The sequence below is a fragment of the Nocardia sp. NRRL S-836 genome, from assembly GCF_001279525.1.
GTDB lineage: Bacteria > Actinomycetota > Actinomycetes > Mycobacteriales > Pseudonocardiaceae > Lentzea.
The window spans coordinates 47,073-61,091 of record NZ_LGDY01000142.1; the positions used below are offsets into that span (position 1 = coordinate 47,073).

Annotated in this window: 13 protein-coding genes; 4 read left to right on the forward strand and 9 right to left on the reverse strand. The window is 69.5% G+C overall.

Annotated features, from left to right (window positions below; translation table 11 throughout):
• The first annotated feature begins 2 nt into the window (after positions 1–2).
• Both ADL03_RS39165 and ADL03_RS39170 read left to right on the forward strand, forming a co-directional pair.
• A complete protein-coding gene (locus ADL03_RS39165) occupies positions 3–314 on the forward strand; it encodes an antibiotic biosynthesis monooxygenase (RefSeq protein ID WP_053738736.1) in 312 nt (103 codons plus the stop codon).
• A complete protein-coding gene (locus tag ADL03_RS39170) occupies positions 311–1,102 on the forward strand; it encodes a Sir2 family NAD-dependent protein deacetylase (protein WP_053738706.1) in 792 nt (263 codons plus the stop codon). The genes ADL03_RS39165 and ADL03_RS39170 overlap by 4 nt, the downstream gene beginning before the upstream one ends.
• A 49-nt stretch (positions 1,103–1,151) precedes the next feature.
• Here ADL03_RS39170 and ADL03_RS39175 read toward each other — a convergent pair whose 3' ends face one another.
• Positions 1,152–2,129: an endonuclease/exonuclease/phosphatase family protein gene (locus ADL03_RS39175; RefSeq protein ID WP_053738737.1), complete on the reverse strand. Its 978-nt coding sequence runs from the start codon at positions 2,127–2,129 to the stop codon at positions 1,152–1,154.
• A 296-nt stretch (positions 2,130–2,425) separates the two neighbouring features.
• Positions 2,426–4,984, reverse strand: coding sequence for an ATP-dependent Clp protease ATP-binding subunit (locus ADL03_RS39180; protein ID WP_053738707.1), 2,559 nt, complete (start codon positions 4,982–4,984; stop codon positions 2,426–2,428).
• A 318-nt stretch (positions 4,985–5,302) separates the two neighbouring features.
• Here ADL03_RS39180 and ADL03_RS39185 point away from each other — a divergent pair, with 318 nt between their 5' ends.
• Complete coding sequence (locus tag ADL03_RS39185; protein ID WP_157529671.1) at positions 5,303–6,097, forward strand: (2Fe-2S)-binding protein; 795 nt, start codon at positions 5,303–5,305, stop codon at positions 6,095–6,097.
• A gap of 571 nt (positions 6,098–6,668) precedes the next feature.
• On the opposite strand, the gene ADL03_RS39190 is transcribed toward ADL03_RS39185, so the two are convergent.
• The 5 genes from ADL03_RS39190 to lysS form a co-directional block, all read right to left on the reverse strand.
• Positions 6,669–7,466: an ABC transporter ATP-binding protein gene (locus ADL03_RS39190; protein WP_053738708.1), complete on the reverse strand. Its 798-nt coding sequence runs from the start codon at positions 7,464–7,466 to the stop codon at positions 6,669–6,671.
• The gene (locus tag ADL03_RS39195) at positions 7,463–8,515 is read right to left on the reverse strand and encodes an iron chelate uptake ABC transporter family permease subunit (protein WP_053738709.1); all 1,053 of its coding nucleotides are present in this window, start codon (positions 8,513–8,515) and stop codon (positions 7,463–7,465) included. The genes ADL03_RS39190 and ADL03_RS39195 overlap by 4 nt, the downstream gene beginning before the upstream one ends.
• Positions 8,512–9,504 carry an iron ABC transporter permease gene (locus tag ADL03_RS39200; protein ID WP_053738710.1) on the reverse strand — a complete coding sequence of 331 codons (993 nt, stop codon included), beginning with the start codon at positions 9,502–9,504 and terminating at the stop codon, positions 8,512–8,514. Before ADL03_RS39200 ends, ADL03_RS39195 begins: the two co-directional genes overlap by 4 nt.
• Before the next feature lie 336 nt (positions 9,505–9,840).
• Positions 9,841–10,194 (reverse strand): Lsr2 family protein, encoded by a 354-nt coding sequence (locus tag ADL03_RS39205; RefSeq protein ID WP_053738711.1) that lies wholly within the window; start codon positions 10,192–10,194, stop codon positions 9,841–9,843.
• Positions 10,195–10,306: 112 nt separating this feature from the next.
• Positions 10,307–11,761, reverse strand: a complete 1,455-nt coding sequence (gene lysS / locus ADL03_RS39210; RefSeq protein WP_053738739.1) for a lysine--tRNA ligase — start codon at positions 11,759–11,761, stop codon at positions 10,307–10,309.
• Positions 11,762–11,996: 235 nt separating this feature from the next.
• Between lysS and ADL03_RS39215 the strand changes: the two genes are divergently transcribed.
• Positions 11,997–12,749 carry a class I SAM-dependent methyltransferase gene (locus tag ADL03_RS39215; protein WP_053738712.1) on the forward strand — a complete coding sequence of 251 codons (753 nt, stop codon included), beginning with the start codon at positions 11,997–11,999 and terminating at the stop codon, positions 12,747–12,749.
• On the opposite strand, the gene ADL03_RS39220 is transcribed toward ADL03_RS39215, so the two are convergent.
• On the reverse strand, positions 12,739–13,530 hold the full coding sequence (locus ADL03_RS39220) for a type III pantothenate kinase (RefSeq protein WP_053738713.1): 792 nt from the start codon (positions 13,528–13,530) through the stop codon (positions 12,739–12,741). The genes ADL03_RS39215 and ADL03_RS39220 overlap by 11 nt on opposite strands.
• Complete coding sequence (gene panD, locus ADL03_RS39225; RefSeq protein WP_053738714.1) at positions 13,530–14,018, reverse strand: aspartate 1-decarboxylase; 489 nt, start codon at positions 14,016–14,018, stop codon at positions 13,530–13,532. Before panD ends, ADL03_RS39220 begins: the two co-directional genes overlap by 1 nt.
• Position 14,019 lies beyond the last annotated feature (1 nt).

Genomic DNA, 14,019 nt, shown 5'->3' on the forward strand with positions numbered 1-14,019 from the left:
TCATGGCAGTCGTGAAGATCAACGCGATCAAGGTCCCCGAGGGCAACGGCCCCGAGCTCGAGAAGCGCTTCGCCGCACGCCTCGGCGCGGTCGACGGCCAGCCCGGCTTCCTCGGCTTCGAGCTCCTGCGCCCGGTCTCGGGCGAGGACCGCTACTTCGTCGTCACGCACTGGGAGACGCACGAGGACTTCGTCGCGTGGCGCGACGGCCAGGCCGGTGCGGCCGCCCACTCCGGCGAGCGCGCGCGTCCCGTGTCGACCGGCGCCGACCTGCTGGAGTTCGAGGTCGTGCTCGGGAGCAAGCCGCAGCGGTGAGCGCGGTCGACCAGGCCGCCGAGCTGATCGCCGGCGCGGACGGAGTGCTCGTCTGCGCCGGTGCCGGCATCGGCGTCGACTCCGGGCTGCCGGACTTCCGCGGCACCGAGGGCTTCTGGCGTGCCTACCCGCCCTACGAGCGGCTCGGGCTGAAGTTCGAGGAGCTCGCCGACCCGGTGCACTTCGTCGACGACCCCGCGCTGGCGTGGGGTTTCTACGGCCACCGGCTCGCGCTGTACCGCGCGACCGTGCCGCACGAGGGCTTCGCGATCCTGCGCTCGTGGGGCGCCCGCGTCTTCACGTCCAATGTGGACGGTCAGTTCCAGCGCGCGGGTTTCACCGACGTCGCCGAGGTGCACGGCTCCATCCACCACGCGCAGTGCGTGCAACCGTGCACCGACGACATCTGGGAGTGCTCGTTCGAAGTGGCGCTGGACCCGGAGTCGATGCGCGCGCTCGACCCGTTGCCGGCGTGCCCGAACTGCGGCGGGCTGGCCAGGCCCAACATCCTGATGTTCGGCGACTGGGGCTGGGTGCCGCACCGCAGCCAGGCACAGCTCGACGCGCTGACGGCGTGGCGGCGCACGCGGAAGCGGCTGGTGGTGGTCGAGATCGGCGCCGGCACCGCCGTGCCGACGGTGCGGCGGCAGGCCGAGCTGGCCAGTGCCGCCTCCGGTGCGCTGATCAGGATCAACCCGCGTGAGCCGGAGGTCAGGCACGGCCGGGGCGTCTCGTTGCCGATGAACGCCCTCGAAGCCCTCACGGCAGTGCACGCCGCAATCGGCTGAGACCCTCGCTCGCCGAGGGTCTTCATGCGCTCGTTCTGCCGAGAACGGCCTACCGCGGAACGACGAACTGCGCGACCACGGCACGGTGGTCGCTGCCCGGCACGTCGAACACGTCCACCGTGTCGACCGGGCAGCGCGGGTCCACCAGCACGTGGTCGATCGTCACCGGCGGCGGCCAGATCCCGCTGCTGCTCGGCCACGTGTGCACCAGCGCCTTGCCCACCTGGTCCGCGGCATCGACGTAACCCTTGTTGAGCAAGCGGGTCAGGCCGACGTGGTCGAGGGTGGCGTTGAAGTCGCCGGCCAGCACCCGCATCGCCCCCGTGGAGTCCGGGCTGGGCAGCCCGGCGAGCTCACGTTGCCACGCCTCCGGCCCCTCCGGCACGACCGGCGGCAACGGGTGCACCGACACCACCTCGATGTCCTGCGCGCCCGGCAGGTCGACCCGCGCACCGGCCTGCTGCAACGTGCCCGGCGGCGTGAGCTGCCGCGCGGTCAGCGGGAACCTGGACGCGATGCCCGACCCCGCCCCGCCCGGCTCGGCGAGGAACACCCGGTTCGGCAGCACCTGGCCGAGGCCCGCGCGGTCGAGGTCCGCGACCATGGCGGGCGACAGCTCCTGCAACGTGAGGACGTCGATCCCGCGCGCCTTGACCTGGGCGACCAGGAACTCCGCGTCCGCCTTGCCGACGAGGAGGTTTGAGGTCATCAGCCTGACCTCCTGGCCGACCACGTTCGGCCGCGGGTCCGAGAACGCCCGCGGCACCACGTTCGCCACGAGCACGACCGCCACCAGCGTCATCGTCAGCCCGACGACCCACCGCCTGCGGGACAACGCGAACAACCCGACGAGCAGCCCCGCCGCGGTGAGGTACGGCGTCAACGCCGTCGTGGCGATCATGTGCCGGGTGCCGTCGATGCCCAGCAGCCGCACCATCGCCACCGCCACGAACCCGATGGCGCACATGACCAGCACGAACGTCGTGAAACCGCTCTTGGGCTGCTTCAGCTCGATCTCGGTGTCCACGTGCGCAGGACGGCCGGCGCCCCGGCCGCGTTGCCTCGCGGACCTGCTGGACCCGTCGTTCATCGTGATCTCAACACCCACTTCTCGGGCAGCGATGGACCAAGGACCGGACGCCGGGCCGCGGCATCCCTCGATCGCCGACGGCACTCCGGCCGCGGCCACGAACCCACCCGGCCGCGACTCTACGCCGCCCGGTTGCCCGGTCCCCTGAGCTGCGCCGGGGCGGCCTGCCGAACGCGAACCGGCCCCCAGGCGGGTGCCTGGGGGCCGGTTCGGGTGGTGCTACGCGGTCACCGTCACTCGGACTCGGTGGCCGACTCCTGCTGCTCGCCGGCGACCGGGGCCGCCAGCTCGACCGGCGGGGAGTCCGGCACGCGGTTGGGCTTGGCCTCGCCGCGGAACACGAACTTCGCCTTGTCGTGGTTGTCGGACTCGCCGTCCCAGCCCTCGACGTCGGTGAGGATGATCTGGCCCGGCTGCAGTTCGCCGAACAGGATCTTCTCCGACAGCTGGTCCTCGATCTCGCGCTGGATCGTGCGGCGCAGCGGGCGGGCGCCCAGCACCGGGTCGAAACCGCGCTTGGCCAGCAGGGACTTGGCCCTGTCGGTCAGCTCGAGGGCCATGTCCTTGTTCTTCAGCTGCGTCTCGACGCGGGCGATCATCAGGTCCACCATCTTGATGATCTCGTCCTGAGTCAGCTGGTGGAAGACGATGATGTCGTCGATGCGGTTGAGGAACTCGGGGCGGAAGTGCTTCTTCAGCTCGTCGTTGACCTTGTTCTTCATGCGCTCGTAGTTGGACGCGGTGTCCTGACCCGAGGTGAAGCCGAGGCCGACGGCCTTGCTGATGTCGGACGTGCCCAGGTTCGACGTGAAGATGATGACGGTGTTCTTGAAGTCCACCGTCCGGCCCTGACCGTCGGTCAGGCGGCCGTCCTCCAGCACCTGGAGCAGCGTGTTGTAGACCTCCTGGTGGGCCTTCTCGATCTCGTCGAAGAGCACGACGGAGAACGGCTTGCGGCGCACCTTCTCGGTGAGCTGGCCGCCCTCTTCGTAGCCGACGTAACCGGGAGGGGCACCGAAGAGCCGCGACGCGGTGTACCGGTCGTGGAACTCGCCCATGTCGATCTGGATGAGCGCGTCGTCCTCGCCGAACAGGAAGTTCGCGAGCGCCTTCGAGAGCTCGGTCTTACCGACACCGGACGGGCCGGCGAAGATGAACGAGCCGGAGGGGCGCTTCGGGTCCTTCAGACCGGCGCGGGTGCGGCGGATCGCCTGCGACACGGCCTTGACCGCGTCGACCTGGCCGATGATCCGCTTGTGCAGCTCGTCCTCCATGCGGAGCAGACGCGTGGTCTCCTCCTCGGTGAGCTTGAACACCGGGATGCCGGTCCAGTTGGCGAGGACCTCGGCGATCTGCTCGTCGTCGACCTCTGCGACGACGTCCAGGTCACCGTCCTTCCACTGCTTCTCCCGCTCGGCCTTCTGGCCCAGGAGCTGCTTCTCCGCGTCACGGAGCTTGGCGGCGCGCTCGAAGTCCTGCGCGTCGATCGCGGACTCCTTGTCGCGACGCACGTCCGCGATCTTCTCGTCGAACTCGCGCAGGTCCGGCGGCGCGGTCATCCGGCGGATGCGCATGCGGGCGCCCGCCTCGTCGATGAGGTCGATCGCCTTGTCCGGCAGGAACCGGTCGTTGATGTACCGGTCGGCCAGCGTGGCGGCGGCCACGAGCGCGGAGTCGGTGATCGAGACGCGGTGGTGCGCCTCGTACCGGTCGCGCAGGCCCTTGAGGATCTCGATGGTGTGCTCGAGCGACGGCTCGCCCACCTGGATCGGCTGGAAGCGGCGCTCCAGCGCGGGGTCCTTCTCGACGTGCTTGCGGTACTCGTCGAGGGTGGTCGCGCCGATCGTCTGCAGCTCACCGCGGGCCAGCATCGGCTTGAGGATCGACGCGGCGTCGATCGCGCCCTCGGCCGCACCCGCGCCGACGAGGGTGTGGATCTCGTCGATGAACAGGATGATGTCGCCGCGCGTGCGGATCTCCTTGAGGACCTTCTTCAGGCGCTCTTCGAAGTCACCGCGGTAGCGCGAGCCCGCGACCAGCGAGCCGAGGTCGAGCGTGTAGAGCTGCTTGTCCTTGAGCGTCTCGGGCACCTCGCCCTTGACGACCATCTGCGCCAGCCCCTCGACGACGGCGGTCTTGCCGACGCCGGGCTCGCCGATGAGGACCGGGTTGTTCTTGGTGCGGCGGGACAGCACCTGCATGACCCGCTCGATCTCCTTGGCGCGCCCGATCACCGGGTCGAGCTTGCCCTCCCGCGCCGAGGCGGTGAGGTTGCGCCCGAACTGGTCGAGGACCAGGGACGACGACGGGGTGCCCTCGCCGCGACCGGTCGACTCCGACGCGCCCTTCTCCGTGGAGTAGCCGGACAGCAGCTGCAGCACCTGCTGACGCACCCGGTTGAGGTCGGCGCCCAGCTTCACGAGGACCTGCGCAGCAACGCCCTCGCCCTCGCGAATCAGGCCGAGCAGGATGTGCTCGGTGCCGATGTAGTTGTGGCCGAGCTGCAGCGCCTCGCGCAGAGACAGCTCAAGCACCTTCTTGGCGCGCGGGGTGAAGGGGATGTGTCCACTCGGAGCCTGCTGGCCCTGGCCGATGATCTCCTCGACCTGCTGGCGGACGCCTTCCAGCGCGATCCCCAACGACTCGAGCGCCTTGGCGGCGACACCTTCACCCTCGTGGATCAGACCCAGGAGGATGTGCTCGGTGCCGATGTAGTTGTGGTTGAGCATCCGTGCCTCTTCTTGGGCAAGGACAACCACCCGCCTCGCGCGGTCGGTGAACCTTTCGAACATTCGCACTCCCTGACTGCTGCGTCGGCGGTCCTCGGCTCCACCGATCTACCCTGGTGAGCGCGGCACCGTGGCTCCACTGTAGTGGGCGGTACCGAGGCCTGTGGTTCCCGTGAGCGGACAGCCGCGTCCGTGGAACTCTGACATCGGCATCAACGCAGGTCGGGGCCAACGGATTCCACAGATCGGGCGATGTCCGCTGAGCGCGAACAACCAACCTCCGGGCGTCGCCGGTGTGACCGGGGCCACCTGAGGGGGCGCGAAACTGGGGATCTTGGGTAAGGTTAGGCAAGCCTCATTCGCTGAGATTGGACTTGCGCGTTGACCGTACCTGCGAGGGTCTCACGGCAGAACCCGCGTGCGCTCACGCCACTGGCCGAATCCGTCGCCCGGCTGGACGTGGGAACCGAGATCCGTTTCGGCGTTCCCCCTTCGGACTGGACGATCTGCTCGGAGCTGGTGGCCGAGCCCACGCGCTTCGACCTGTGGCGCAAGGACCTCGCCGAGTGGCTGGTCGAGCAGTACGGTGAGTCCGACGACCGCGCCACCGCCGGCTACGTGATGGGCTGGTACCTGCACGTCCCCGGCTACCTGGCGGGCCTGCTGTTCCACACCGCGCGCCGCGTCCCCTCGCTGAAGCCCACCGACGTCGCCTTCCGCATCGCGCCCGACGGCCGCCCCCACCCGGACGGCCTCGCACTGCTGTCCGACGAGTTCGCCTGCCTGCCCGACGACCCGGCCTCGAACCACCCGGCCGCCACCGTCGTCCCCACCGAGGCCGCACTCGCAGCCCTGCTCCGCGCCCGCTACGCCGCCCACGCCGCCCAGTTCGTAGCCTCGTTCGGCCAGGTCGTCCGCTTCGGCCGCCGCACCCTCTGGGCCGTGGCGACGGACATGCTGGAGTACGGCCCGTGGGCCGCGGGCCGGGTCTGCGGCGACGAGGCCGCAGGCGTCACCGACGCCGCACTGATCCTGCCGGAGAAGCTGGACCCGTTCATCTCCGCTTCGACGCTGCACCTGACGGACGAGGGCTGGAAACGCCACCGCCGGTCGTGCTGCTTCCACTACGTGCTTCCCGACGCCGAACCCTGCACGGCCTGTCCGCGCACCCGCTGAGGGACGCTCCCGCGCCTGCTGGGCCGCTGCCGCAGTCGGTGGGCCGCTCCCACGCCTGGTGGGCCGCTCCCAGCCTGCTGGGAAGGCTCGCGCAGGGGTCCCCCGCGCTGGTGGGCCCCCCGCATCCGAACGTACTCAGCGGGTCTGACAACTTCGAGGGCACGGCCGCGTCGCCGCGCAGCTGGGCCGACAGTTCTCGCGCGCCTTCGCCAGGCAGGCTCGCGCAGGGGTCCCCCGCGCTGGTGGACCCCCCGCATCCGAACGTACTCAGCGGGTCTGACACTTCGAGCGCACCGCCCGCACCGCCGCCTGATCGAGCCGAAGGCGAGGCGTTTCGGCCTTTCCTCGGGCGGTTCCGCGGTGGGTGGCTTCCCCGTCTAGCGCTCCGATCGTCTGCCGGGCCTGAGGACTCGCTCCTGGATCGCTAAACGGGGAAGACGCCCACCGCAACGCAAGCACCTACGCAACCGGCAGCCGCTCTACGCAACAGGCGTGCCATCAACCCACGAACCGCGCTGGCCGGCTTCTTTGGGAGTGTCGGGGTCTGGGGCGGAGCCCCAGGAACAGCCCCTCACCGCACCCGATGCCGCGACCCGACGGGAACCACCAACGGCGTCCCAGCCACCGGATCCTCCACAACCCGCGCATCCAACCCGAACACGTCCAACAGCATCCCCTCGGTCAGCACCTCCCCCGGCGCCCCTTGGGCGACGATCCGCCCATCCCGCATAGCCACGATGTTGTCCGCGTACCGCGCCGCCAGGTTGAGGTCGTGCAGCACCATCACGATCGTCCGCCCCATCGACGCGTGCAGTTCCTGCACGAGGTCGAGGACGTCGATCTGGTGGGCCAGGTCCAGGTACGTGGTCGGCTCGTCGAGCAGCAGCAGGTCGGTGCCCTGGGCCAGGGCCATCGAGATCCAGGCGCGTTGCCGCTGGCCGCCGGACAGTTCGTCCACGGTCCGCTCGGCCAGGTCCGAGATGCCGGTCATCTCCAGCGCCGCGTCGACCGCGGCCGCGTCGTCGGACGACCACTGCCGGTACCAGGACTGGTGCGGGTGCCGTCCGCGGGCCACGAGGTCCGCCACCGTCAGCCCCTCGGGCGCCGACGGGGCCTGGGGCAGCATGCCGAGCACCCGTGCCACCTCGCGGGTGGGCATGGAGTCGATCGCCTTGCCGTCGAGCAGGACCGCGCCGGAACGGGCGGGCAGCAGTCGTGCGAGTGCGCGCAGCAGGGTGGACTTGCCGCAGCCGTTGGGGCCGATCACGGCCGTGACGGTGCCGGCGACGACGGACAGGTCCAGCGTGTCCACGACCAGGCGCTCGCCGTAGCCGACGCACAGCGACGATGCCTCAAGACGCACATTCATACCCGCGCCTCCCGGCGGCTTCGGACCAGCAGGTACATCAGGTAGGGCGCACCGAGCACGGCGGTCACGACGCCGACGGGCAGTTCGATGCGGTAGATCGTGCGGGCGACCAGGTCGGACAGCATGACCAGGGCGCCGCCGAGCACCACCGAGCCGAACAGCGGTGGCTGTGCGGTGCCGGCCAGGCGCAGGGCGATCTGGGGTGTGGCCAGTGCGACGAACGCGATCGGGCCGGCGGCCGCGGTGGCGACGGAGGCCAGGACGATCGCCACGACGATGAGGAACGAGCGGGCCAGGTTCACGCGGATGCCCAGGCCGCGGGTGGTCTCGTCGCCGAACTGGAGCGCGCCCAGCACGTGGCCGCCGACCAGCGCGACGGGGACCAGGACGACCAGCGCGAGGGCCACCGGGACGACGTGCTCCCAGCCGCGGCCGTTGAGCGAGCCGGTGATCCACACCATGGCGCGGCCGGCGTCCTGCACGTCGCCGACGGTGAGCAGGTAGTGGGTGAAGTTGCCGGCCACGGCGGTGATGCCGATGCCGACGAGCACCATGCGGAAGCCCTCGATGCCCTTGCGCCACGCCAGCGCGTAGACCAGCAGGCCCGCGACCAGGCCGCCGAGCAGCCCGGCCAGCGGCACGCCGATCGCGGCGGCGCTGCCGGTCACCACGCCCAGCGAGCCGGTGAACGTGATCACCGAAACCGCGCCCGCACCCGCACCCCAGGTGACGCCCAGCAGGTCGGGTGAGGCCAGCGGGTTGCGCACGACCGCCTGGAAGATCGCGCCGGACAGGCCCAGCGCGCCGCCGACGAGCAGGCCGGTCAGCGCGCGCGGCAGGCGCAGCTCGAACACGACGAACTGGTCTCGGCGGGTGCCGCCGCCCAGCAACGTGTCGACGACCTGCGCGGCGGTCAGCGGGAAGTCGCCGATCATGATGTCGACGACCAGCAGGGCCGCCAGCACGACCAGCGAGCACGCCACCACGAGCAACGGGCGGCGGCGGAGCTTGAAGGAGGTGGCCCCGACCCTCAGCGCGGTGGTGGTCAAATCTTCACCAGCCTCTTGCGGCGCACCAGGAAGATGAAGAACGGGGCGCCGAGCAGCGCCAGCATCACGCCGACCTCCACCTCGGACGGGCGGGCGACCACACGGCCGAGCACGTCGGCGACCAGGATCAGGACCGCACCCACCACCGCGGAGAACGGCAGGATCCAGCGGTAGTCCGGCCCGGTGAACGCACGCGCCACGTGCGGCACGACGAGACCCACGAACCCGATGGGCCCGCACGCCGCGACGGCGCCGCCCACCAGCAGCGTGATGGCGAGGATGCCCAACGAGCGGGTGCGGCTGACCTTCACGCCCAGCGACCGCGCCACGTCCTCGCCGAGCGACAGCGCGTTGAGCCCCGGCGCGTTGAACGCCGCCACGACCAAGCCGGCCAGCAGGAACGGCAGCACCTGCAGCAGCACCCCGAGGTCACGGCCGGCGATCGCACCGACCTGCCAGAACCGGAACGCGTCGAGCGACTGCTGGTCGAGCAGCACGATCGCCGACACCAGGCCGTTCATCAGCGCCGACACCGCGGCACCGGCCAGCGCCAGCGTGACCGGCGACGGACCGGCCCGCCCCGCCGAGCCGAGCACGAACACCAGCACGCTCGCGACCATCGCACCGGCGAAGGCGAACCAGATGTACCCGTACAGCGAGGAGACGCCGAACAGGAAGATCGACAGCACCACGGCCAGCGCCGCGCCGTGCGTGACGCCGAGGATGCCGGGGTCGGCCAGCGGGTTGCGGGTGTGGCCCTGCATCAACGCGCCGCCGACGCCGAGCGCGATCCCGACCGCGATGCCGATCAGCGTGCGGGGGACGCGGAGCTCGCGGACGACCACGTCGTCCTCCAGCCCGGTGGGCGTGACCAGCGCGTGCCACACGCCGGAGAGCGGGATCTCCTTCGAGCCGATCGCGATGCTCGCCAGTGCCACGGCGACCAGCACGACCAGCAGGAAGAGCAGGCCCAGCGACCTACGACCCAAGGCCCACCCTCCTAGCGCTCACAGGAGAGGTAAGCCTAACCGAACCAGCGGCCGCCTCCGCCGAGCAGGCCCAGTAGTTCTGATCACTGCGCCGAACTCCGGCACACCCACCGCGAGTAGCACCCGCAGGTCGGAAACGGTGCTGGCGGATCGACGAAGAATATTCCGGATCAACGTTGCCGGATCAACTAATAAGGTGACCCCGGAACTCGTTTGGATCGCATCGTTCACCCGTGCGGCGACAGACTGTGAACCGCCCAGTAGTTGAGCAGTCACTCAAATAACACGAAGGGGTTCCGGGAATGCTCCCGGAACCCCTTCGTGCTTTACCGAATTTCAGCCCTGCTGGTGGTAGGCGTCGAGCACCTCTGCCGGGATGCGGCCCCGGTCCGACACCTTCATGCCCTGCTTGCGCGCCCACTCGCGAATGGCCTGGTTCTGCTCACGATCGGCCGATGCCGGCCGCGCCTTCACGGCCGGGCCGGCCGGACGGCCAGGACCGGTGCGCTTGCGACCACCCGCGCGGCGGGCACCCGCCACGAAGTCGGACAAGGCGTCCCGCAGTTTGCCCGCATTGCCCGAGGAAAGGTCGATCGTGTAGCTGACACCGTCCAGCCCGAACTCGACGGTCTCCTCCGCAGTGGAGCCGTCCAGGTCGTCGACGAGGGTCACCGTGACCTTCTGCGCCATGCGTATCCTCCTGGACCCCGAATGCGCGGTCACCCGCACGCCAACTAATGCCCTGCCGACGCAGGTTAGCGCACAGGTGCCGCATTGCACCTATCGACATCCGGAAAGTTACTCATTCAGGGCGAACGAGCGGGAACAAGATGGTCTCGCGGATACCCAGTCCGGTCAGCGCCATCAGCAGCCGATCGATACCCATTCCGACACCACCACTCGGTGGCATTCCGTACTCCAGTGATCGCAGAAAGTCTTCGTCGATCGGCATGGCCTCGTCGTCACCCGCGGCGGCAAGGCGGGCCTGCGCTTCCAGGCGTTCCCGCTCGATCACCGGGTCCACCAGTTCGGAGTAACCGGTGCCGAGTTCGAATCCGCGGACGTAGAGATCCCACTTTTCGGCGACACCCGGCTTGCTGCGGTGCTGCCTGGTGAGCGGCGACGTCTCCACCGGGTAGTCCCGCACGAACGTCGGCAGGTAGAGCGAGTCGCACACCAGGTGCTCCCACAGCTCCTCGACGAGCTTGCCGTGCCCGAACTTGGGGTTGAGCTCCAGTTCGTGGCGGTCACAAAGCTTGCGCAGCACCTCGGCGGGCGTCTCGGGGGTGATTTCCTCCCCGACCGCCTCGGACAGCGACTCGTAGATGCTGATCGTCCGCCATTCGCCCGACAGGTCGTACTCCGTGCCGTCGGCGAGGGTGACAATCTGCGAACCTGTCACCGCTTCCGCGGCTTCCTGGATCAGCTCGCGGGTCAGCACGGCGTTGGTGTCATACGTGGCGTACGCCTCGTAGTACTCCAGCATCGAAAACTCGGGCGAATGAGACGAGTCGACGCCCTCGTTGCGGAAGTTGCGGTTGATCTCGAAGACCTTCTCGATCCCGCCGACCACACAGCGCTTCAAGTACAGCTCCGGCGCGATGCGCAGGAACAGGTCGATGTCGAGCGCGTTCGAGTGCGTGATGAACGGGCGCGCCGTCGCACCACCCTGCAGCGTCTGCAACATCGGCGTCTCGACTTCGAGGAAACCACGCCGGTGGAACGAGTCGCGCAGAGAACGGACCACGTTCGCGCGGGTGCGGACCGTGTCACGGGCCAGCGGGCGCAGGATCAGGTCGACGTAACGCTGGCGAATACGGGTTTCCTCGCCGAGTTCCTTGTGCGCGACGGGAAGCGGGCGCAACGACTTCGACGTCAGCTGCCACGCGTCGGCCATCACGGAAAGCTCGCCGCGGCGCGAGCTGATGACCTCGCCGTGCACGAAAACGTGGTCACCGAGGTCGACGTCGGTCTTCCACTCGGAAAGTGCTTCCTCACCCACACCGGCGAGGCTCAGCATCGCCTGCAGTTCGGTGCCGTCCCCTTCGCGCAACGTCGCGAAGCAGAGCTTTCCGGTGTTGCGCAAGAACATGACCCGCCCGGTCACACCGACGACCTGACCGGTCTGCGTGTCGGGTTCGAGTTCGGGGTGCGCTTCGCGAATCTCGCGCAACGTGTGCGTGCGCCCGACCTCGACCGGATACGGCTCCTTGCCGGAAGCGAGCAGCCGCGCACGCTTCTCCCGGCGCACGCGCATCTGCTCGGGCAGGTCTTCTTCGCTGGTCACGGGGTTTTGCTTCGGCTGCTCACTCACGCCGAGAAGGGTACGGAAGGCCGCGGTGTCACAGCGAACCGGATACCCGTTTCACCAGCTCGCCACCGATTCCGGACCGCGGGAACGCACGCGGGGGCGGGCACACGACCCTATGGCGTGACACGGGAAACCCCGACCAGACCATTTCGGGCACCGGTCCACTCACTAGGTTGGACGGATGGATCTACACGCGAGGCGAGCGGACTCGTTCGGCGCGCAGGCGGAGGCCTACGCCGAACACCGGCCGGACTACCCCTTGGCGGCGATCCGGTGGGCTCTGGAGCCGCTGGTACAGGACAGGCGCTTGGACGTTCTCGACCTCGCCGCCGGCACCGGGAAGCTGACCGCGGGACTGGTGGCGGAGGGCCACTGCGTCACAGCCGTGGAGCCCAACGAGCAGATGCTTTCCGAGCTGGTGCGGCGGGTGCACGACGTGCGCGCGTTGCCGGGGCACGCGGAGCACATCCCGGTGCCCGACCAGACGGTCGACGCCGTGCTGGTGGGGACCGCGTTCCACTGGTTCGACCAGGAGAAGGCGATGCCGGAGATCGCCCGTGTGCTGCGGCCGGGTGGTGTGGTGGCGGCGATGTGGAACGAGCCGGACACGTCGGTCGAGTGGCTGGCCGAGTTCGAGCGGGTGTCGACGAGCAGCGTCCAGACGAGCAAGCAGGACCCCACGGGCATCCTGGCGCACCCGTTGTTCGGTGAGCCCGAACGGCAGGTGTTCCGGCACTCGCAGCACCGGGACTCGCCGGAGGCGTTCGTGGCGACCGTGAACACCCATTCGCGGCTTCTGGTCGTCAGCGACGAGGAACGCGCGGCCGTCAACGAGAAGATGCTGGCGTTCCTGCGTTCGCGGCCGGAGACGTCGAACGGGCCGTTCGACGTCCCCATGCTCACGGACGTGACGCGGATGGTCGTCAGCGGCTGACGAGGTTGCGCTCGAAGACGAGCCGCAGCCCCAGCAGGGTCAGGTCGGGCACGTGGTGCGCGATCGTCGAGGACTCCGACACCACCAGCGGCGCCAGGCCACCGGTGGCGATCACGGTGACGGGACCGGGATCGGTCTGCTGGAGCTCCTCGGTGATCCGCCGCACCAGCCCGTCCACCTGGCCGACGAACCCGTAGACGATCCCGGACTGCAGGCACTCCACGGTGTTCTTGCCGATGACGTTGCGCGGGCGGACCAGCTCCACCTTGCGGAGCTGGGCCGCGCGCGCGGCGAGGGCGTCGACGGAGATCTCGATGCCGGGCGCCAGCGCGCCGCCGAGGAACTCGCCGCGCGACGAGATCACGTCGAGGTTCGTGGACGTGCCGAAGTCGACCACCACGCACGAGGTCGAGTAGAGGTGGTGCGCGGCCAGCGTGTTGATCACGCGGTCGGAGCCGACCTCCTTCGGGTTGTCCACGAGCAGCGGCACGCCGGTCTTCACGCCCGGCTCCACCAGCACCTTCGGCACGCTGTCGTAGTAGCGGCCGAGCATCACCCGCAGCTCGCGCAGCACCGCGGGCACGGTGGACAGCGCGGCGATGCCGGTGATCTTGTCGGCGTACTCGCCGAGCAGCCCGCGCATGGTCAGCGCGAGCTCGTCAGCGGTCATGCGGGCGTCGGTGCGCATCCGCCAGTCCCGCACGAGCGGCGCGGAGTCGCCCACGCCGTCGTAGAGACCGAGCACGATGTTGGTGTTGCCGACGTCGATGGCGAGCAGCACTAGGAGGTCTCCTGCTTCAAGTTCTCGGCCTGGATCAACGCGTCCAGCGCGGTCGCCTCAACGGTCTCAGACGACGGCGCGCTCGTGGAGCCGTTCACCAGACCGGACCCCTCCGGGGCGTGCGCGGGGTCGGAGCCGAGGTCGACAACCCTGTTGTCGGCGTCCACGAACACGACGCGCGGCTTGTAGGCGCGCGACTCGGCGTCGTCCATCTGCCCGTAGGCGATGAGGATGACGATGTCGCCGGGGTGCACCAGGTGCGCGGCGGCACCGTTGATGCCCAGCACGCCCGTGCCGCGCTCGCCGGGGATGACGTAGGTCTCCAGGCGTGCGCCGTTGGTGACGTCCACGATGGCGACCTGTTCGCCGGCAAGCAGGTCGGCGGCCTCCATCAGGTCCTCGTCAACGGTCACCGAGCCCACGTAGTGCAGGTCGGCCTGCGTCACCGTGGCGCGGTGGATCTTGGACTTCAGCATCGTGCGGAACATG

Excerpts from the sequence above, each read along its gene's own strand:
- ADL03_RS39165 (WP_053738736.1), top strand. The coding sequence starts at position 3 with ATGGCAGTCGTGAAGATCAACGCGATCAAGGTCCCCGAGGGCAACGGC.
- ADL03_RS39180 (WP_053738707.1), bottom strand. The coding sequence starts at position 4,984 with ATGTTCGAAAGGTTCACCGACCGCGCGAGGCGGGTGGTTGTCCTTGCC.
- ADL03_RS39190 (WP_053738708.1), bottom strand. The coding sequence starts at position 7,466 with ATGAATGTGCGTCTTGAGGCATCGTCGCTGTGCGTCGGCTACGGCGAG.
- ADL03_RS39205 (WP_053738711.1), bottom strand. The coding sequence starts at position 10,194 with ATGGCGCAGAAGGTCACGGTGACCCTCGTCGACGACCTGGACGGCTCC.
- lysS (WP_053738739.1), bottom strand. The coding sequence starts at position 11,761 with ATGCGCGTGCGCCGGGAGAAGCGTGCGCGGCTGCTCGCTTCCGGCAAG.
- ADL03_RS39215 (WP_053738712.1), top strand. The coding sequence starts at position 11,997 with ATGGATCTACACGCGAGGCGAGCGGACTCGTTCGGCGCGCAGGCGGAG.
- panD (WP_053738714.1), bottom strand. The coding sequence starts at position 14,018 with ATGTTCCGCACGATGCTGAAGTCCAAGATCCACCGCGCCACGGTGACG.